Genomic DNA, 19,252 nt, shown 5'->3' on the forward strand with positions numbered 1-19,252 from the left:
TTTCGTTTCGTTTAAACTGAAGGAGGAATTGTTGATGAAACCGCTCAAACCATTAACTGGCGCACAGATTCGCCAAATGTATTTAGATTTCTTCAAATCAAAAGGACACAGTGTCGAGCCGAGTGCCTCGCTCGTACCGGTCGAGGATCCGACGCTTCTTTGGATCAACTCAGGTGTCGCGACGCTTAAAAAATACTTCGATGGCCGCGTCATTCCTGCCAACCCCCGCATCGTCAATGCGCAGAAGTCGATTCGGACGAACGACATCGAGAACGTCGGGAAGACGGCTCGTCACCATACGTTCTTCGAGATGCTCGGAAACTTCTCGGTCGGGGACTACTTCCGCGAAGATGCGATTAAATGGGGCTGGGAACTCCTCACGAGCGATGAGTGGTACGGACTCGATCCGGACCGCCTGTCGGTGACGATTCACCCGGAAGATGAAGAAGCGAAACAAATCTGGCTCGCACTAGGCGTTCCGGCTGACCGCATCATCCCACTTGAAGAGAACTTCTGGGAAATCGGGGAAGGCCCGTCTGGCCCGAACACGGAAATCTTCTTCGACCGCGGACCGGCGTTCGGCGACGACCCGACGGATCCGGAACTATACCCAGGCGGCGAGAACGAACGCTACCTTGAAATCTGGAACATCGTCTTCAGTCAGTTCAACCATGACGGGCACGGGAACTATACCGAGCTCCCACGGAAAAACATTGATACAGGGATGGGTCTCGAGCGGATGGCGAGCGTCATGCAAGACGTGCCGACGAACTTCGATACCGACCTGTTCATGCCGATTATCCGCGAGACAGAAAAAATCAGCGGCGAGACGTATCGCGCCGACAGCAGCAAAGATGTGGCGTTCAAAGTCATCGCCGACCATATCCGGACCGTATCGTTCGCGATTGGTGACGGGGCCCTCCCGTCGAATGAAGGCCGTGGCTACGTCCTTCGTCGTCTGCTCCGCCGTGCCGTTCGCTATGCGAAGATGCTAGGGATCGAACGTCCGTTCATGTATGAGCTCGTCGACGTCGTCGGTGACATCATGGTCGACTTCTATCCGCAAGTCCGTGAGAAGAAAGACTTCATCAAGAAAGTCGTCAAGAACGAAGAAGAGCGTTTCCACGAGACGCTTCATGACGGTCTTGCCATTTTGAACGAAGTCGCGAAAGCACAGAAAGCAGCCGGTTTGAACGTCATCAGCGGAGAAGATGCATTCCGTCTTTACGATACGTACGGTTTCCCGCTCGAGTTGACAATTGAGTATGCTGAAGACCATAACCTCTCAGTCGACGAGGACGGCTTCAAACAAGCGATGAACGCCCAGCGCGAACGTGCCCGGACAGCCCGCGCCGACGTCGAGTCGATGCAAATCCAGTCAGGCGTACTCGCAGACATCACGCTCGCGTCATCATTCGTCGGTTACACGAACCTCGGCACGGAAGCAAAAATTATCAGCTTGATTCACGATGGTGAGCTCGTCGACGTCGTCGCAGCAGGCGAAGAAGCGCAAGTCATCCTCGACCAGACGCCATTCTATGCAGAGAGCGGCGGACAAATCGGTGACAAAGGCCAAATCGTCGGGTCGGACTTCGTCCTTCACGTGAAAGACGTCTCGAAAGCACCGAACGGCCAAAACTTGCATACGGTCACGGTCACATCGGGTGTCGCCAAGGCAGAGGTCGCGGTGACGGCGACAGTCGACTTCGACTCACGTCAAGCGATTATCAAAAACCACACGGCGACGCATTTGTTGCATCGCGCGTTGAAAGACACGCTCGGTGAGCACGTCAACCAAGCGGGTTCACTCGTGACACCGGATCGCCTCCGCTTCGACTTCTCGCACTTCGGTCAAGTGACAGCTGAAGAGCTTCAGTCGATCGAGCGTCAAGTGAACGAACGCATCTGGGCGTCAATCGCTGTTGATATCGAAGAGATGAACATCGCCGACGCGAAAGCGAAAGGTGCGATGGCGCTCTTCGGTGAGAAGTATGGGGACGTCGTCCGCGTCGTCGCGGCCGGTGACTCGGTCGAGCTTTGCGGTGGTTGTCACGTCGGCAACACGGCTGAAATCGGACTCTTCAAAATCTTGTCGGAGTCAGGAATCGGGGCCGGTACACGTCGCATCGAGGCAGTCACAGGCGCTGGGGCTTACGAAGTGATGAACCAGCATATTGAGACGCTCGAGACGGCAGCGAAACTGCTCAAGACAAAACCGCTCGAAGTGCCGACACGTGTCCAAGCGCTTCAAGCTGAAATGAAAGAACTCGAACGCGCGAGCGAATCGCTCAAAGCGAAGCTTGCGAACATCGAAGCGTCGTCCCTCACTGACGCCATCGAAACGTTCGGCGATGTCCAATTGATTGCCAAACGCGTCGACGGACAAGACATGGACGCGCTCCGTGGCATGGTCGACGAATTGAAAGGCAAGCTCGGTTCAGCCGTCATCTTGCTCGGTTCGGCGAACGGCGACAAGGTTAACCTCGTCGCAGGGGTGACGAAAGACTTGAACGACCGTGGCTTCCATGCCGGGAAATTGATTAAAGAAGTGGCAACACGTTGCGGCGGTGGCGGTGGAGGCCGTCCTGACATGGCACAAGCCGGAGGCCGTGACGCGACAAAACTGGACGAAGCATTGAAGTTTGCTTCACATTACGTTCAATCACTGGCATAATAGAATGTGAAGTGCAAACGGAAAGAGGTGGATTCTTGTGAGCCAAATGGATCGCACGATGCAATTCAATTTTCCAGAAGATGATAATCGAGCCAACACTCGGGAAACGCTGATCACGGTGTATCAAGCACTCGAGGAGAAAGGCTACCAACCGATCAATCAAATCGTCGGATACTTGTTGTCAGGTGACCCTGCCTACATCCCGCGTCATAACGATGCGCGAAACTTAATTCGCAAAATCGAACGAGATGAGCTGCTCGAAGAGCTGGTCAAATCGTATTTGAACGATCGTAGAGAGGATTAATATGAAGCGAGTCATGGGGCTCGATGTCGGTTCGAAGACGATTGGGGTCGCCGTGAGCGACCTCATGGGATGGACGGCACAAGGTGTGGAGACGGTCTACTGGACCGAGCCGGACTTTGACGAAGCCGTCCGCCTGCTTCAACCGATTATTGAGCAGTACGATGTGAAAGAAGTCGTTGTCGGTCTTCCGAAAAACATGAATGCGACAATCGGACCTCGGGGCGAGGCGTCACAGGCGTTTGCCGCGGCCCTCACCGAGGCGACCGGTTTGCCGACGGTTCTCGTCGACGAGCGTTTGACGACGATGCAAGCGGAGCGGATGCTGATTTCAGCAGACGTCAGCCGAAAAAAGAGAAAGGCCGTCATCGATAAGATGGCAGCCGTCATGATTTTACAAAACTACCTGGATCGCGCAGGCAAATAAGGAGGAATTACGTATGGCAGAACTTAGCCGTAACGAAGAAGAAATGTACCGAATTCCAGATGAAAATGGAGACGAGCATTTATTCGCAGAAATTTTCCGTATGACGAGTGACCGCACGAATAAGACGTTTGTCGTTCTTGAGCCGGTCGGCAACCCGGAGACGGAAGACGAAGATACAATCGAAGTATACGCGTTCGAAATCGAAGAACTTGAAGATGAAGAGTTCGTCTTGAAGATCGTCGAAGACGACGCTGACTTCGAGGAAGTCATGGAAGCGTTCGATATCGTCAATGACGAAGTTGGATTAGACTAATACGTGGGCGGGCGACTAGGGGAAACCCTCGTCGCCCATCTTCATAACAGAAGAACAGGGGAGAAATGCGCATGAACCATCCATCGATGTTTGATGAGAAGCGTGCACGTAACCGGATCGTTCGGCGAATTACGGTCATCATCCTTGCTGTCTTTCTTCTAGTTATCGCCACAGGTGCCGCGGTGTCGTATGCGTTCGTGAAACGATCGCTCGAACCCGTCGACCCGTCTTCGACCGAATCGGTCGAGGTCGAGGTTCCACTCGGTGCAGGTTCAGGGTACATTGGCGAACTACTCGAAGAGAATGGGCTCGTGAGGAATAGCACGATTTTCCGTTTTTATACACGATTTAAAAATGAATCATCGTTCCAAGCGGGGACGTATACATTGTCTCCGTCACAGTCGCTTGACGAGTTGATCGCCACGCTGAAAACTGGGAAAGTCATCGTTGTCCCGGATATCAAATTGGTGATTCCGGAAGGCTTTACAATCGATCAGGTCATCTCACGTCTCGCTAAAGTTGCAGAAATCCCGAAAGAAGAGATTTCGGCCCAACTGAGCGACGAAGAGTATATCCGCTCGCTCGTCAATGAGCATGAGATGTTGACCGAAGAAGTACTCGCTGATGGGATTTACCATCCGCTCGAAGGTTACTTGTTCCCGGCCACGTATGAGTTCGACAAAGGTGTCACACTCACACAGATCATCGATGAGATGTTGAAGCCGACCGAACAGCTCTATCTCGAGTATGGGGATGCGGTTAAAGCGTCGGGACGTACGTTCCATGAGACGCTTGCGCTCGCCTCGGTCGTTGAGAAAGAGGCCGTGTCGACAGAGGACCGGCAAGAGATTGCCGGCGTGTTCGAAAACCGTTTGGCCGATGGCATGAAGTTGCAGTCTGACCCGACCGTCTGGTACGGCACAGGGGAGACGTCAATTTTCACATCGTTCAACGACCTTGAAAACGACTCGCTCTATAACACGTACCGCTACGAGGGCATCCCGATTGGGCCGATTGCTTCGGTCAGTCGTGACGCACTCGTCGCCACACTCAATCCGAACGATACGGATAACGTTTATTTCTACGCTCGACCACCGCGCGAAGGGTTCCCGAACGGGGAAGTCTTGTTCGAAGTGGAATATGAGGCGCACCAACAAAACGTGAACAAGTACCGTCCGGAGTGGGAAGCGTTCGAAGAAGCAAACAACAATTGACGGATATGCGACCGGAAGCCTTGGCTTCCGGTCGTTTGAATGAATAGAGAGGTTGAGGTGTACGACGTGGAACATTCATCCTATGAAGGTTACGTGGAGAACTTGGTCACGCCACGGTCCCCGCTGTTGGCGGAGATGGAGGCGTTCGCGAAAGAACATCACGTGCCAATCATGGACTTGACCGGTTCAGAAGTGCTGCTGTCACTCCTCGCGATGCAACGTCCGAAGCGCATCCTCGAGGTCGGGACGGCCATCGGCTACAGCGCGATTCGCATGGCCGAACTGTTACCGGACGCTGAAATCGTCACAATCGAGCGGAATGCACGACGGCACGAAGAGGCGCTCAGTTTTATCGGACGCTCGGACGTATCGGACCGAATCACCGTCATTCATGGGGATGCGGTCGAGTTAATCGGGACGATCGAAGGAGAATTCGATGCGATCTTTATCGATGCGGCCAAAGGTCAGTATCAAAAATTCTTTGATGGGTATGGCGCTTTAGTACCAATTGGTGGTACGATTTACAGCGATAATTTATTTTTACGAGGGGACGTCCTGCTCGAAGACGTGTCGGTACTTGACCGTCGTCGTCGCCGTCTCGTCCGTCTCGTGAAAGAGTTTACTGAGCAATTGATGGCACGGACCGATTATCATACTGCAATTTTGCCCCTTGGTGATGGCCTAGCAATCAGTCGTAAATTACGATGAGGAGGACTTAACTTTGATGCAACATAAACCCGTCATTATCGGCGTGGCCGGGGGGACCGGATCAGGCAAGACGACCGTGGCCCGCGCACTCGTAGATGCGTTCGAAGGACAATCGGTCGTCATGATCGAGCAAGACGCGTATTATAAAGACCAGTCAGAGATGACGATGGAAGAACGGTACAAGACGAACTATGATCATCCATTCGCGTTCGATAACGATCTATTGATCGAACAGATTAAACAACTGCAAGAACATAAGGCCATCGAGAAGCCCGTCTATGACTATGCGGCACACACGCGTTCGGATCAGACGATTTTGATCGAACCGGTCGATGTCGTCATCGTGGAAGGTATTTTGGCGCTCGAGGACGATCGTCTCCGCGACTTGATGGATATTAAAGTATTCGTCGACACGGATGCGGACGTCCGCATCTTGCGCCGGATGCAACGTGATTTGAACGAGCGGGGCCGGTCAATCGACTCGGTCGTCGCCCAGTACACGAACGTCGTCCGGCCGATGCATCTTCAATTTTGTGAGCCGACGAAACGCTATGCGGATATCATCGTGCCTGAAGGCGGAGAGAACTTTGTCGCCATCGATTTGCTCGTGACGAAGATTCGCTGGGTACTCACAGAACGTAACCGCGCGTAAGGGAAATAAATCGTTTTCAATTTAACCTAGCTGTAATATACTAGGAGACAATGAAGGAGTGACAGAAATGGCTGAAAAACAACATTACATGACGTTAGACGGAAAAGCGAAAATCGAAAATGAATTGAACGAACTGAAGACGGTGCGCCGTAAAGAAGTCGTTGAGAATATTAAGATTGCCCGCGATTTCGGAGACTTGTCTGAGAACGCTGAATATGATGCAGCGAAAGAAGAGCAGGCAATGGTCGAAGGACGAATCGCTCAACTTGAAGAGATGCTTCGTAATGCAGTCATCATCAAAGATGATGTAGCTGACAACTCGATGGTCGCGATCGGGAAGACCGTGACGTTCTTCATTCAAGAAGATAACGAGAACGAGACGTATACGATTGTCGGTGGCGCCGAGGCTGACCCGTTCACAGGGAAAATCTCGAACGAATCACCGATTGCGAAAGCGCTCCTCGGCCGTACGGTCGGAGACGTTGTCAACGTCCAAACGCCAGGCGGCGACATGGTCGTCGAAATTAAAGAAATCAAATAACACAAACGAGCGACTTCCGCATGGATGTCGCTCTCTTTCTGAGGAGGCAATTATAATGAAAATCGGAATCATTGGAGCGATGGAAGAAGAAGTGAACTTGCTCCGCAACGAATTGACAGAACGAACGGACACTGAAATCGCCAACTATCACTTCTATGAAGGCTACCTCGGCAACGTCGAAGTCGTCATTTTGAAGTCGGGAATCGGGAAAGTGAACGCGGCCATCGGCACGACACTATTAATCGACAAGTTCAAACCGGATGTCGTCATTAATACGGGTTCAGCTGGCGGCTTTAAAAAAGGGATGAAGGTCGGCGATGTCGTCGTCTCGACCGAAGTCCGGCACCATGACGTTGACGTGACTGCGTTCGGCTACGAGTACGGACAAGTGCCAGGCATGCCGGCAGCATACACGGCTGACGCTCATTTGATGGATGTCTGTAAAGAAGTGATTGAGAGCCTCCATGATGTGAACGTCCATACGGGCCTAATCGTGACAGGTGACTCGTTCATCAACGACTCGAAGCGTGTCGCCGACATCCTTGGCCATTTCGAAGGCGTCGCGGCCGTCGAGATGGAAGCCGCACCGATCGCACAGACGTGCTATCAGTTCGGGATTCCGTTCGTCGTGACCCGTTCGATCTCGGACAGCGCTGATGAGGAAGCGAACTTGTCGTTCGACGAATTTTTGGAGACGGCATCGATCAACTCGGCGAAAATGGTCATGGCCGTCACGAAACGACTCGGTCAAAGTGAATAATCGAGAGGGATGCGTTGACATCCCTTTTTTATTCCCTTATATTAGTACCAGATACTAAGAATAGGGGTCATCAATATGAACATTGGAATCATTGGGATCGGTTCGTTCCTTCCGGATAACCGGATCACGAACATCGATTTGGAAAAACGAATGGATACGAGCGACGAATGGATTCGGACCCGCACCGGGATCGAGGCACGACATTTGGCCGACGCCGACTTGAGTGTCGCCGATATGGCCACACACGCTGCAGAGCGGGCGCTCCAAAGCGCAGGTGTCTCGATTGAAGACATCGATGCGATTATTTGCGCGACGGCGACGGCGCCATCGTTCCCGGCGACGGCTTGTCTCGTCCAGGCCAACCTTGGAGCCAAGCAAGCGGTCGCTTTCGACGTCAGTGCCGCCTGTAGCGGCTTCATCTTCGCGATGGATACGGCGAAGAGCATGATGTTGGCGAAAGGCTTGAAACGGACGCTCGTCATCGGGGCCGAGAAGATGGGCAACCTCATCGACTGGGACGATCGCTCGACCGCCGTCTTGTTCGGTGACGGGGCAGGTGCCGTCGTCCTCGGTGAAGACCAAGTGGCCGCCATCGATTCGATCGTGCTCGGCAGTGATGGGACAGGCGGAAAGTTCTTATATGAGAATGAAGAAGGTAAAATCGTCATGAACGGACGTGAAGTATTCAAATTCGCCGTTCGTAAAATGCCAGATATCGTGCTAGAGGCGCTACAAGGTGCCGGGAAATCGATTGATGACCTGGACGTTCTCGTGCCGCACCAAGCCAACCGTCGCATTATCGACGCGGCGATTGAACGGCTAGGGCTTCAAGAAGAAAAAGTCGTCGTCACGATTCAAGACCATGCGAACACGTCAGCCGCTTCGATTCCGCTCGCTTTGGCCGAAGCGGTCAAGCACGGTAAGATTTCAAACGGTCAGACGGTCGTCGTCGCCGGATTCGGCGCCGGGCTCACATGGGGAGCGAGTTGTCTAACATGGAATAACGCTAACATCACGGAGGAGATTAACGCATGAAACGAGTAGTCATCACAGGATTAGGAGTCGTTTCCCCACTCGGGAACGACGTTACGGCAATGTGGGAGCGACTGTTGAACGGGGAAAATGCAGTCGATACGTTAACGAAGATTGATATTAGCCAGTATCCGGCGAAAGTCGGGGCAGAAGTCAAGGAATGGAACATCGATCACTTGGTCGAACCGAAAGAAGCGCGTAAGATGGATTCGTTCATCCAATACTCGATTTTAGCCGCTGACGCCGCACATCGGGATAGCGGTCTAGATGTGAAAGCAATCGCGGACGACGTCGGGATTTGGATTGGAAGTGGCATCGGTGGTGTCGAGACAATCGACAAACAAGCGAGCATCTTGCATGAGCGTGGGCCACGTCGCATCAGCCCGTTCTTCATCCCGATGATGATTCCGAACATGGCGAGCGGTCAAGTCTCGATTTATCTCGGGGCGAAAGGGCCAAGTAACTGTTCGGTCACGGCTTGTGCCTCTGGGACGAACTCAATCGGGGAAGCGTTCAAAGTCATTCAACGTGGCGATGCGCTCGCCATGTTCGCGGGCGGAGCCGAGGCACCGATCACACCGCTCTCGTTCTCAGGATTCTGTGCCAACAAGGCGTTGTCGACGAATCCGGACCCGAACACGGCGTGCCGTCCGTTCGATGCGAACCGTGACGGTTTCATCATGGGTGAAGGCGCGGGCGTGCTCGTTCTCGAGGAATATGAGCATGCGAAAGCGCGTGGAGCCAAAATGTATGCGGAAGTCGTCGGGTACGGTATGAGCTCGGACGCCTACCACATCACGGCACCGTCACCGGAAGCGGAAGGCGGCTCGAAAGCGATGAACGAGGCACTTCGGGACGCGGGGATTCGTCCAGAAGACGTTCAATATATCAACGCTCACGGGACGAGCACACCGCTCAACGATATGTTGGAGACGAAAGCCATCCACAACGTCTTTGGGGAGCACGCGCACAACTTGGCAGTCAACTCATCGAAATCGATGATCGGGCACTTGCTCGGTGCTGCCGGCGGAGTCGAGGCCGTCATCACGGCGCTATCGATTCATGAGGGACGGATTCATCCGACCATCAACTGTGAGACACCGGCAGACGATTGCGATTTAGATTATGTCCGTGACGGAAATCGGGAACTTGATATCCAGTACGCACTCAGCAACTCACTTGGCTTCGGAGGCCATAACGCGACGCTCGCGTTCGCGAAAGTAAACGACTAATAGTAGAAAAAAGTGGCAAAAACGGGTAGGGTATAAGGGTTGAGCTAACAGAGAGGAGAATGCCAGATGAAACGATTTTTCATCGGTGCCGCCTTGTTGGGTTCAGTCCTTATCCTTTTTTTCGTTATATGGTATGGACAACGAGAGCAGGCACGAGAATTAGTACCACCTGAAGAACAAATCGTGACGATTCATGGGGAACCGTTACCGGAGCAACCGAATACGCTGCTCGCCATCGATCCGAGTTCACAAACCGTGTTATCGCATATTTATGAAGGGTTGTATCGCTTCGGTGCGGACGGGGAGATCGAACCTGGACTCGTCAAGACGATGACTCGATCAGAAGACGGGGCGACATACACGTTCAAATTGAAAGAAAGTCAAACTGTGAACGGGAATGCGGTCACGGCCGATACGTTCGTCAATCATTTCCGGATGCTCGCCGATGATGATACGAATTCTCCGTTCAGTTTCCTCCTTGAGGACGTATTGAACGGAAAAGCGATCAGCCTCGGGACGAAAGAACCAGAGACGCTCGGCGTGAAGGCAATCGACGAGCAAACACTTGAACTGACGCTCGAACGACCGATGGAAGGGTTCGAGCAGATTTTAGCGATGCCGGCCTTTTTGCCGCAGACGATGGTCGGTGAATGGCAAGAGCTTGATGCGAACGGCCCATTTCAGATTGAGTCGTTAGATGCGGCTCAAGTCACATTGACGAAAAACGAGGCGTATTATGACGCCGATCGTGTCACGCTTGAAAAGATTATGATGTTGGCGGATGAAGGCCTGGATTCAGAACCTAATGGTATCCATCCGATTCCATACGGCACAGACGAGGCGACAATCGACTCGCTCGAAGGGAAGCTCGTCGACGTCTCACGAAGTGGCGTCTTCTATTTGAAACCGAATGTTGACGAGTATCCGTTCGATGATGCCGATTTCCGACGCTCACTCGCCCTCGCCTTGAATCGGGAAACAGTGGAAGATTCGCTCGCACAGGCTGAAGTGACGACCGAACGATTGCTCGTCACCGACGAAGCGGAACTCGACATTTCGCTCGATGGGGAAGCAACCGCACTGTTCGAGGAAGTGCTCGAGCGGCTCGAGGAAGACGAGATTGAAATCGAGTTGCTCAGTTTTGTCGATGAGGAAGCGCGTCAAATCGCCCAGACGATTGAAACGGAACTGGAAAAACTTCCGGGTCTTCAAGTGAATGTCGTCGAACTCCCACTTGGGGACAAAGTTAGGAAAGAAGTCGCAGGCGAGTACGCGTTGTCCCTTTCCGGTTGGCAACCGGACTACCCGGCATTCAGCGCCTATTTGACTCAATTCGAGTCAGATAACTATTTGAATTCGAGCGGATTTGCCGATAAACCGTTCGATCGGTTGATGGAACAGGCACGTACGACCGAGGCGGTTACAGACAGGAACGAGACGTATCGACAAGCCGAGAAACGATTGTTGGAACAAGCTGTCGTTATTCCAATCTACCAAGCTGGAAGATCTTACACGGTTGATTCCAAATATGCGGAAATCGGTTTTCCGGTCATCGGTCCTTCGTACGTCCTAACATTTTCTAAAGTTTATGAAAAATGAGCTAAAAGCCCGTCTCCCTAGGCGGGCTTTTAGCCTATAGTAAAAATTTTTTAGAAAAATCAAAATAAACACTTTGCAAAATTATCAGAATATTGTATTATTGCTTCAACGGGATTGTGGTAACAAATTTTGTAAAGTGAACTATCAGAATTTTCTACCATCGTTCATTTCGTTAAAACGAAAAAAATCAGGGGGTCATCGCAATGAATAAGAAAAAAGGTTTTGCTTTAGCAACGTCGGTAACACTTCTATCTAGCGCATTCCTAGCGGCATGTTCGACAGGGGAAGAAGAGGGAGCAACAACTGACAATAACGCATCAGAAAATGCTGATGAAGCGCAAGTCCTCAACTTGCTCGATAGCTCAGACATCCCTTCACTTAACCCAACGCTTGCAACAGACGCAGTTTCATTCAACGTCTTGAACAACGTTAACGAAGGTCTCTATCGTATGGACGACGAAGATAACCCAACACCAGGGATCGCGGAGTCACACGAAGTTTCTGAAGACGGTAAAACGTACACGTTCAAAATCCGTGAAGGCGCAACTTGGTCTAACGGCGAGCCTGTAACTGCAAACGACTTCGAATACGCTTGGAAAGAAGTCCTTAACCCGGACAACGCTTCACAATATGCTTACGTTATGTCAATCATCGAAGGTGCTGAAGCCTATAACACAGGCGAAGGCGAGCGCGACGCTGTTGGCGTCACAGCTACTGATGAGCAGACACTTGAAGTTAAATTGACTGCACCAGCTGAGTACTTCCTCGGTCTCACAAGCTTCGGCGTATTCATGCCTAAACTTGAGTCGTTCGACAAAGAGCAAGGCGAGAACTTCGGTACATCTGCAGAGACAACTCTCTACAACGGACCGTTCAAACTCGAAAGCTGGGAGCGCGAGCAAGGCTGGAAAATGGTCAAAAACGACGACTACTGGGATGCTGAAGCCGTCAAACTTGACGAAATCAACGTTAAAGTCGTTAAAGAAGTTTCAACAGGCGTTAACTTGTACGAAAACGGCGACGTTGACCGCACTGGTTTGACTTCTGAACTCGTTGCTCAATACCAAGACAACGAAGACTTCTCTACTGTCGTTGAGCCAACACTCTTCTACCTCCAGTTCAACACTGCGGTTGAAGCACTCGACAACCAAAACATCCGTAACGCGATTGACGCGGCATACGATAAAGCAGCGATCTCTGAAACGCTCCTTGCGAACGGTTCAATTCCTGCCAACTATCTCGTACCAAAAGACTTCGTAACTGGACCAGACGGCGCGGACTTCCGTGAAGCTAACGGCGACATCGGCGGCTACGACGTGGACAAAGCGAAAGATCTTTGGGAAAAAGGACTTGAAGAAATCGGTCAAGACTCTGTCGAAATCGAGCTCCTCAACTACGACTCAGAATCTGCGAAGCAAATCGGTGAGTTCATCAAAGGTGAACTTGAGAAAAACCTTCCAGGTATCACACTTACAATCAAGCAACAACCGTTCAACAACAAACTTGACCTTGAGAACAAAGGTGATTTCGAGTTGACATTCGCTGGATGGGGCCCTGACTACCAGGATCCAATGACATTCGTTGACCTCTTCGTCACTGACGGACCATACAACCGTGGTAAGTGGTCGAACGAAGAATTTGACAAACTCATCGAATCTGCGAAATCAAGCACAGATGCTGAACAGCGTTGGGCTGACCTTCAAGCTGCAGAGAAAATCGTTCTTGAAGAGAACGCAATCTCGCCAGTTTACCAACGTGGATCGGCTCGCCTCACGAAGCCATACGTTAAAGGAATCGTTGAACACGCGTTCGGCGCTGACTACTCGTACAAGTGGGCATTCATCGAAGGCAAAGAGCAATAAGAAACAACATGCATACGAAAAGAGACAGGGACGCCTGTCTCTTTTTTTGTGCCTTCAGATGAAGTTAATATACCGTACAAAAAAAGCCGCCCCTTGCATGCAAAGGGCGGCTAAACGTTATTTCTTCACTTTGGCCCGTTTCCGGTTGAGTCCCATCGCTTTCTCGATTTTGGCGAGGTTCTTGTTGGCGACGGCTTCCGCTTTCTCACGGCCCGCATCGAGGATGGCATCGAGCTCAGCTGAGTCGACGAGTTCGTGATAGCGATTCTGGATTGGCTCAAGCATGGCGACGACCGCTTCGGCGACGTCTTGCTTGAACGTTCCATAATTCGAATCCTTGTAGCGCTCGACGAGATCATCGATTGGGGTATCGGTCGAGAGCGAGTAAATCTCAAGCAAGTTCGAGATGCCCGGTTTGTTCTCACGGTCGAAGCTGATGACACCGCTCGAGTCCGTGACCGCGCTCTTGATTTTCTTACGGATGACGTTCGGCTCATCGAGCATCGAGATGAAGCCCTTCGCGTTCGCGTCTGATTTCGACATCTTTTTGACTGGGTTCGTCAAACTCATGATGCGCGCGCCTTCTTTTTGAATGAGCGGCTCAGGAATCGTGAACGTCTCATAGTATCGTTTGTTGAAGCGTTCGGCCAAATCACGCGTCAGTTCGACGTGTTGTTTTTGGTCATCGCCGACCGGGACGAGTTCCGTGCCGTACAAGAGGATATCGGCTGCCATCAAGGTCGGATAGACGAATAGGCCAGCGCCGATATTCTCACTGTTCTGTGATTTGTCTTTATACTGCGTCATGCGGCTCAGTTCACCCATGCCGGCGATGCATGTCAACATCCATCCGAGTTGGGCGTGCGCCTTCACTTCCGATTGGACGAAAATCGTCGATTTCTCAGGGTCGAGACCGCAAGCGAGATAGAGTGCCGCAAGTTTGCGCGTGTTGTCCATCAACTCGACGCGGTCCAATTGAACCGTGATTGAATGGAGATCGACGACACAGTAAAACGCTTCGTGTTCTTCCTGCAGCTCGACGAACTGTTTCATCGCGCCTAAGTAGTTGCCGAGCGTGACGACGCCGGTCGGTTTAATGCCAGAAAAGATTTTTGCCATGATTGCACCTCCAGAGAATATAAAAAAACCGCGGTTCCCCGCCCGATAAATCGGGACGAATAACCGCGGTGCCACCCAAATTTGCATGAAACTCATGCCACTTGATCGCGTTAACGGGCGTGACCGTCTCGCCGTACTATCGTTCAGGCGAGCCACTCCGAAGTCCATTCGCTCGACGCTTTCCATCTACTCGCAGCAACGTAGACTCTCTGGGGGAAAGGGGATTCGAGGTACTTGTCTTCTTCATTGTGTTTCCTATTGTTCTAGGCATAGTGTAGCATATCGACAGTGAAATCGGAAGGTCAAACGAGGGTGATCACGTAAGAAAGAACGACGCTCGTGACACCGACATAGACCCAACGCCACGCCGAACGTTTTTGATTGGCTCGATCTTCTGGTGAGGCTTCTTCGTCTTCTTCGTAGTCAGGGTCGATTTCTTTCAACTTGGCCCGACGATTGCGTTTGAACCCGTACATGAACCCGTCAAATAATCCGGTGGCACCCATATGAGAGAACATCCCGACCGCGAAGACGAGTATACCGGCCACGAACAAGCCGCCACTCAAATGGAACCCGATCGTCTCGTCTTGGTAGTATGACAAGTTCGACCAAACGGTGTAGGCAATTGTGACAATTCCCCAAACGATTAATATACTTCTAAAATTTTTCAATGTGACAAACTCCTTTCAGCGTGGATGCGCTCCATCGAGTCATCCGCCCTATGGCTCTATGATACCTGTTGTGCCACATATATGGCGAGAAGTTCGTGTTAAAAATGACAACGGTTTATTGGGGAGTTGACAGTTTGATTAAAAATTTTTTACAATAGCCCTAACGTTCTTTCGTCGGATACAAAATGAAATATTCAGAAAATTAAAGAAAAAGTAAGATGTTACGGTCCGACGAAACGCCATGCTTCACGATTCAGAAAGGGGACATCGCAATGAAGAAAAAATCGATTCTGCTCATGATGACACTCATCTTGGCACTCGGTTCAGTGCTCGCCGCTTGCTCGACTGGCGGAGACTCTGACGGCGGTTCGTCTTCGAACGGAGAAAAGATTCTCCGCTTGACGGACACGTCTGACATTACAACAGCTGACCCGGCGCTCGCGACGGACGCTGTGGCGTTCAACTTGATCGCCAACACGATGGAAGGTCTCTATCGTCTTGACCAGGAAGGAAATGCCGTTCCAGCCATCGCTGAAGGAGAACCAGAAGTGAGTGAAGACGAAACGGTCTACACGTTCACACTTCGTGACGCGGAATGGTCAAACGGAGAACCTGTCACAGCGAACGACTTCGTCTACGCTTGGCAACGCGCCGTGGATCCTGAAACAGGTTCACAATACGCGTACATCATGAACACAGTTAAAAATGCCGAAGCCATCAACACGGGTAAACTTCCTAAAGAAGATCTCGGTGTGAAGGCAATCGATGAGAAGACACTTGAAGTTACACTCGAGCGTCCAGACCCATCATTCATCTCGCTCACATCGTTCGGTACGTTCACACCGATTAACGAAGTTTTTGCGACTGAAAAAGGCGAAGACTTCTCGACGACTCCAGAAAACCACATCTATAACGGTCCATTCACATGGTCGGAGTGGGATCGCGAGCAAGGATACGTGTTGACGAAAAACGAATCGTACTGGGATGCTGAGAATGTAGCTCTAGAGAAAGTCGACGTTCGCGTCGTCAAAGACACATCGACAGTCGTTAACTTGTATGAAGCAGGAGAAGTCGACTACGCCGGCCTCTCATCTGAACAAGTTGCAGCGTTCCAAGAGAACGACGACTACAGTACAGGTCTTCGTTCAACAGTCGGTTACTTCAAGTTCAACCATGAAGATGAACTCTTTGCTGACGTAAACGCCCGTAAAGCAGTCGCTCGTGCGGTCGACCCAGCCGGGATTATCGATCAGTTGTTGAACAACGGTTCAATCGCCACGACTTCGTTCGTCCCGAAAGAATTCATCAAGTATGAAGACGGAACGGATTATGCAGAAGGCGTAACACACTTTGAGACGAACGCTGACGAAGCGGCATCACTTTGGGAAGAAGCGACTGGCGGCGAAGCTGTCACGATTGAACTTCTCTCATTCGATAGCGAAGTAGCAAAACAAATCTCAGAGTACATGAAAGGCCAACTCGAATCGAACTTGCCGAACGTGACCGTGAACATCTCACAACAACCGTTCAACAACAAGCTCGAACTCGAAGCGAACGGAGAGTATCAGATGTCATTCGCCCTTTGGGGACCTGACTATCAAGATCCGCTCACGAACCTTGGTATTTTCACATCTGACAACGGTCAAAACGACATCAACTACAAGTCGGCAGCATACGATAAGTTGATTGATGAAGCATCAGCTGAAACAGCAATCGATGCGCGTTATGACAAGTTTAAAGAAGCAGAAACGCTCTTGATTGAACAAGACCAAGCTATCATGCCGCTTTACCAAGCGGGTGTCGCTTACTTGCTCCGTCCGAACGTCGAAAACTTCAACCGTCAACTATTCGGTGCTGACTACCAGTACAAATACGTCGATATCAACTAAATGAGAAGGGGGCATGCACCACGCATGTCCCCCCTTTTCTAAAAAAAAATCAGAAATTAGAGAAAAAACTATTCAAAAGTTTTGTTGGTAAAGTATAATGTAGTAACAGTGAAAATTCAGAATACTTTACAAACTAAGGATTCTTCGATTTTCATGTGCTGTGCTAAGAGCCTTGAGATGACGTTTGACCTATTCTTTCAGAAAATTCCTTTCATTTTGTGAATTCATGAAAAGGGAAATATGTCATAGTGACGCTGTTGGTGCAAGCATAGACACATTAGAAAAACAGGGGGTATTTATTTATGGGACGTTATATTCTTCAGCGGCTGACTTACGGCCTCATCACGTTCTTCTTGATTGCGACGTTCACGTTTTTCCTGATGGACCTGCTTCCAGGTTCGCCGTATCAAAACCAGGAGAAATTGACAGAGACACAAATTCAACTCTTGAACGACCGCTACGGACTCAATGATCCGCTTCCAGTTCGTTATGCGACCTACTTAGGAAACCTTGTGCAAGGGGACCTCGGTGTATCGTTCCGTACGGCCAACCGGCCAGTGACGGATTTGATCATGGAACGAATCGGTCCTTCAGCTCAACTAGGTATTCAAGCACTTGTGCTTGGGACGTTTGTTGGATTGTTGCTCGGGATCGTGGCAGCCATTCGTCATAATACGTTCATCGACTATGGTTCGATGTTCATCTCGGTAATCGGGATTTCTGTCCCATCATTCGTCTTTGCAGCACTTCTCCAGTACTACGTTGGAGTTAAGTTGCAGTTGCTCCCTGTTGCGTTTTGGGATTCCCCGGCGCATACGATTTTACCGACCATCTCGCTCTCACTCGGGGTCACGGCGTCCATCGCTCGTTTCGTCCGGACCGAGATGTTAGAAGTTACCGGACAAGATTACGTGACGCTCGCGAAAGCGAAAGGGTTGACCGGGAATGCGATCGTCTGGAAACACATGGTGCGTAACGCGATGATTCCAGCAATCACAATCCTCGGACCAATGACGGCCGGTCTATTGACGGGTACGTTCGTCATCGAAAAAATCTTTGCGGTACCTGGTTTAGGTGAATTGTTCGTCACATCTATTACGTTGAATGATTACTCGGTCATCATGGGCACGACGCTCTTCTTCTCTGGCCTGTTCATTATTATCATTCTACTTGTCGATTTGCTCTACGGAGTCGTTGACCCACGTATTCGTCTTGGGGGGAATAACTGATGATTGAAAACAAAAAGAATTTCGAGCAGTTCGACCAAGACATGTTCCAACGTGTCGAGATGAACGAACAGCTCGCTGAACGAATCGCTGGTAAAAGTCTAAACTTCTGGCAAGATGCTTGGATGCGCCTAAAGAAAAACAAAGCGGCCATCTTGTCGTTATCGATTATCGTCATTCTTGTCTTACTCGCTCTATTCGGCCCGATGTTGTCTGGTCGTGACGCTTATACGCAAAACATCTCGCAAGCGAAACTTCCACCTAAAGTCACAGGACTTGAGTGGGCAGGGTTAGACGGGATGGCTAACCTCGGTGGCCGTGAAATCGACTTCTATGAACAAAAGAACGTCGAAGAGAACTACTGGTTCGGTACGGACTACCTCGGCCGTGATCTTTGGTCACGTGTTTGGGAAGGTACACGTATCTCACTCTTCATCGGTTTAATGGCCGCAATCGTCGATACGGTTATCGGTGTCGCCTATGGTGGTATCTCGGCTTACTTCGGAGGCCGTACGGATAACATCATGCAACGGATTGTTGAGATTTTGACTGGTGTACCAAACTTGATTTTGATTATCTTGTTCATCTTGATCTTTGACCCAGGTGTCTTCACCATCATCTTAGCGATGGCCATCACCGGCTGGATCGGGATGAGTCGACTCGTCCGCGGTCAGATTTTGAAATTGAAGAACCAAGAGTTCGTCTTGGCTGCCCGTACACTCGGCGCTTCAAGTACTCGTTTGATTTTCAAACACTTGATTCCGAACACGCTCGGCGCCATCATCATCACACTTATGTTCACGATTCCATCTGCCATCTTCTTCGAGGCATTCCTTAGTTTCATCGGGATCGGACTTCAACCGCCACAAGCATCACTTGGTACGTTGATTAACGACGGATACAAAGAGCTACGGACGTTCCCGTACTTGCTCGTGATCCCGTCAATCATCATCGTCTTGCTCATGGTCAGCTTCAACTTGCTCGCCGATGGCTTGCGTGATGCGTTCGACCCGAAAATGCGTAAATAATTAT

Annotated in this window: 18 protein-coding genes and 1 other annotated feature; of the genes, 16 read left to right on the forward strand and 2 right to left on the reverse strand. The window is 50.8% G+C overall.

Going from position 1 to position 19,252, the window contains the following annotated elements; genetic code table 11:
• Positions 1-34 precede the first annotated feature (34 nt).
• From alaS to M467_RS25125, 13 genes are all read left to right on the forward strand, one after another.
• Complete coding sequence (gene alaS, locus M467_RS25065; protein WP_021066929.1) at positions 35-2,674, forward strand: alanine--tRNA ligase; 2,640 nt, start codon at positions 35-37, stop codon at positions 2,672-2,674.
• A 37-nt stretch (positions 2,675-2,711) separates the two neighbouring features.
• Positions 2,712-2,978 carry an IreB family regulatory phosphoprotein gene (locus M467_RS25070; RefSeq protein ID WP_029595797.1) on the forward strand — a complete coding sequence of 89 codons (267 nt, stop codon included), beginning with the start codon at positions 2,712-2,714 and terminating at the stop codon, positions 2,976-2,978.
• A gap of 1 nt (position 2,979) precedes the next feature.
• Positions 2,980-3,402, forward strand: coding sequence for a Holliday junction resolvase RuvX (ruvX, locus tag M467_RS25075; protein WP_029595796.1), 423 nt, complete (start codon positions 2,980-2,982; stop codon positions 3,400-3,402).
• Positions 3,403-3,415: 13 nt separating this feature from the next.
• Positions 3,416-3,715 (forward strand): DUF1292 domain-containing protein, encoded by a 300-nt coding sequence (locus M467_RS25080; RefSeq protein WP_021066932.1) that lies wholly within the window; start codon positions 3,416-3,418, stop codon positions 3,713-3,715.
• Positions 3,716-3,786: 71 nt separating this feature from the next.
• A complete protein-coding gene (mltG, locus tag M467_RS25085) occupies positions 3,787-4,929 on the forward strand; it encodes an endolytic transglycosylase MltG (RefSeq protein WP_021066933.1) in 1,143 nt (380 codons plus the stop codon).
• Positions 4,930-4,995: 66 nt separating this feature from the next.
• On the forward strand, positions 4,996-5,637 hold the full coding sequence (locus M467_RS25090) for an O-methyltransferase (protein ID WP_031200140.1): 642 nt from the start codon (positions 4,996-4,998) through the stop codon (positions 5,635-5,637).
• A gap of 16 nt (positions 5,638-5,653) precedes the next feature.
• Positions 5,654-6,289, forward strand: a complete 636-nt coding sequence (udk, locus tag M467_RS25095) for a uridine kinase (protein ID WP_021066935.1) — start codon at positions 5,654-5,656, stop codon at positions 6,287-6,289.
• A 67-nt stretch (positions 6,290-6,356) separates the two neighbouring features.
• Entirely contained in the window at positions 6,357-6,830 is a 474-nt protein-coding gene (greA, locus tag M467_RS25100; RefSeq protein ID WP_021066936.1) for a transcription elongation factor GreA, read from the forward strand.
• A gap of 55 nt (positions 6,831-6,885) precedes the next feature.
• Complete coding sequence (mtnN, locus tag M467_RS25105) at positions 6,886-7,590, forward strand: 5'-methylthioadenosine/S-adenosylhomocysteine nucleosidase (protein WP_021066937.1); 705 nt, start codon at positions 6,886-6,888, stop codon at positions 7,588-7,590.
• 75 nt (positions 7,591-7,665) lie between these two features.
• Positions 7,666-8,625, forward strand: a complete 960-nt coding sequence (locus tag M467_RS25110) for a beta-ketoacyl-ACP synthase III (RefSeq protein ID WP_021066938.1) — start codon at positions 7,666-7,668, stop codon at positions 8,623-8,625.
• The gene (fabF, locus tag M467_RS25115; protein WP_021066939.1) at positions 8,622-9,854 is read left to right on the forward strand and encodes a beta-ketoacyl-ACP synthase II; all 1,233 of its coding nucleotides are present in this window, start codon (positions 8,622-8,624) and stop codon (positions 9,852-9,854) included. Before M467_RS25110 ends, fabF begins: the two co-directional genes overlap by 4 nt.
• Before the next feature lie 66 nt (positions 9,855-9,920).
• Complete coding sequence (locus M467_RS25120; RefSeq protein ID WP_021066940.1) at positions 9,921-11,453, forward strand: peptide ABC transporter substrate-binding protein; 1,533 nt, start codon at positions 9,921-9,923, stop codon at positions 11,451-11,453.
• Between the two features lie 203 nt (positions 11,454-11,656).
• Positions 11,657-13,315 (forward strand): peptide ABC transporter substrate-binding protein, encoded by a 1,659-nt coding sequence (locus tag M467_RS25125; protein WP_021066941.1) that lies wholly within the window; start codon positions 11,657-11,659, stop codon positions 13,313-13,315.
• A 117-nt stretch (positions 13,316-13,432) separates the two neighbouring features.
• On the opposite strand, the gene trpS is transcribed toward M467_RS25125, so the two are convergent.
• Together trpS and M467_RS25135 are read right to left on the reverse strand one after the other, a co-directional pair.
• Positions 13,433-14,434, reverse strand: coding sequence for a tryptophan--tRNA ligase (gene trpS / locus M467_RS25130; RefSeq protein WP_021066942.1), 1,002 nt, complete (start codon positions 14,432-14,434; stop codon positions 13,433-13,435).
• A 48-nt stretch (positions 14,435-14,482) separates the two neighbouring features.
• Positions 14,483-14,690, reverse strand: a binding site (T-box leader).
• 46 nt (positions 14,691-14,736) lie between these two features.
• Positions 14,737-15,105, reverse strand: coding sequence for a DUF3899 domain-containing protein (locus M467_RS25135; protein WP_021066943.1), 369 nt, complete (start codon positions 15,103-15,105; stop codon positions 14,737-14,739).
• A gap of 272 nt (positions 15,106-15,377) precedes the next feature.
• On the opposite strand from M467_RS25135, the gene M467_RS25140 reads away from it, so the two are divergent.
• The 3 genes from M467_RS25140 (at position 15,378) to opp3C (ending at position 19,248) form a co-directional block, all read left to right on the forward strand.
• On the forward strand, positions 15,378-16,994 hold the full coding sequence (locus tag M467_RS25140; protein WP_031200143.1) for a peptide ABC transporter substrate-binding protein: 1,617 nt from the start codon (positions 15,378-15,380) through the stop codon (positions 16,992-16,994).
• A gap of 302 nt (positions 16,995-17,296) precedes the next feature.
• On the forward strand, positions 17,297-18,223 hold the full coding sequence (opp3b, locus tag M467_RS25145; protein ID WP_021066945.1) for an oligopeptide ABC transporter permease: 927 nt from the start codon (positions 17,297-17,299) through the stop codon (positions 18,221-18,223).
• Positions 18,223-19,248 (forward strand): oligopeptide ABC transporter permease, encoded by a 1,026-nt coding sequence (gene opp3C / locus M467_RS25150; protein ID WP_021066946.1) that lies wholly within the window; start codon positions 18,223-18,225, stop codon positions 19,246-19,248. The genes opp3b and opp3C overlap by 1 nt, the downstream gene beginning before the upstream one ends.
• The last annotated feature ends 4 nt before the right edge of the window (positions 19,249-19,252 follow it).

The sequence above is a fragment of the Exiguobacterium chiriqhucha RW-2 genome, from assembly GCF_000416965.1.
Taxonomy (GTDB): Bacteria; Bacillota; Bacilli; order Exiguobacteriales; family Exiguobacteriaceae; genus Exiguobacterium; species Exiguobacterium chiriqhucha.

What these genes read in the sequence shown, in the direction of transcription:
- alaS (WP_021066929.1), top strand. Translation starts at nt 35, where the DNA reads ATGAAACCGCTCAAACCATTAACTGGCGCACAGATTCGCCAAATGTAT.
- ruvX (WP_029595796.1), top strand. Translation starts at nt 2,980, where the DNA reads ATGAAGCGAGTCATGGGGCTCGATGTCGGTTCGAAGACGATTGGGGTC.
- M467_RS25080 (WP_021066932.1), top strand. Translation starts at nt 3,416, where the DNA reads ATGGCAGAACTTAGCCGTAACGAAGAAGAAATGTACCGAATTCCAGAT.
- mltG (WP_021066933.1), top strand. Translation starts at nt 3,787, where the DNA reads ATGAACCATCCATCGATGTTTGATGAGAAGCGTGCACGTAACCGGATC.
- udk (WP_021066935.1), top strand. Translation starts at nt 5,654, where the DNA reads ATGCAACATAAACCCGTCATTATCGGCGTGGCCGGGGGGACCGGATCA.
- greA (WP_021066936.1), top strand. Translation starts at nt 6,357, where the DNA reads ATGGCTGAAAAACAACATTACATGACGTTAGACGGAAAAGCGAAAATC.
- mtnN (WP_021066937.1), top strand. Translation starts at nt 6,886, where the DNA reads ATGAAAATCGGAATCATTGGAGCGATGGAAGAAGAAGTGAACTTGCTC.
- M467_RS25110 (WP_021066938.1), top strand. Translation starts at nt 7,666, where the DNA reads ATGAACATTGGAATCATTGGGATCGGTTCGTTCCTTCCGGATAACCGG.
- fabF (WP_021066939.1), top strand. Translation starts at nt 8,622, where the DNA reads ATGAAACGAGTAGTCATCACAGGATTAGGAGTCGTTTCCCCACTCGGG.
- M467_RS25120 (WP_021066940.1), top strand. Translation starts at nt 9,921, where the DNA reads ATGAAACGATTTTTCATCGGTGCCGCCTTGTTGGGTTCAGTCCTTATC.
- M467_RS25125 (WP_021066941.1), top strand. Translation starts at nt 11,657, where the DNA reads ATGAATAAGAAAAAAGGTTTTGCTTTAGCAACGTCGGTAACACTTCTA.
- trpS (WP_021066942.1), bottom strand. Translation starts at nt 14,434, where the DNA reads ATGGCAAAAATCTTTTCTGGCATTAAACCGACCGGCGTCGTCACGCTC.
- M467_RS25140 (WP_031200143.1), top strand. Translation starts at nt 15,378, where the DNA reads ATGAAGAAAAAATCGATTCTGCTCATGATGACACTCATCTTGGCACTC.
- opp3b (WP_021066945.1), top strand. Translation starts at nt 17,297, where the DNA reads ATGGGACGTTATATTCTTCAGCGGCTGACTTACGGCCTCATCACGTTC.
- opp3C (WP_021066946.1), top strand. Translation starts at nt 18,223, where the DNA reads ATGATTGAAAACAAAAAGAATTTCGAGCAGTTCGACCAAGACATGTTC.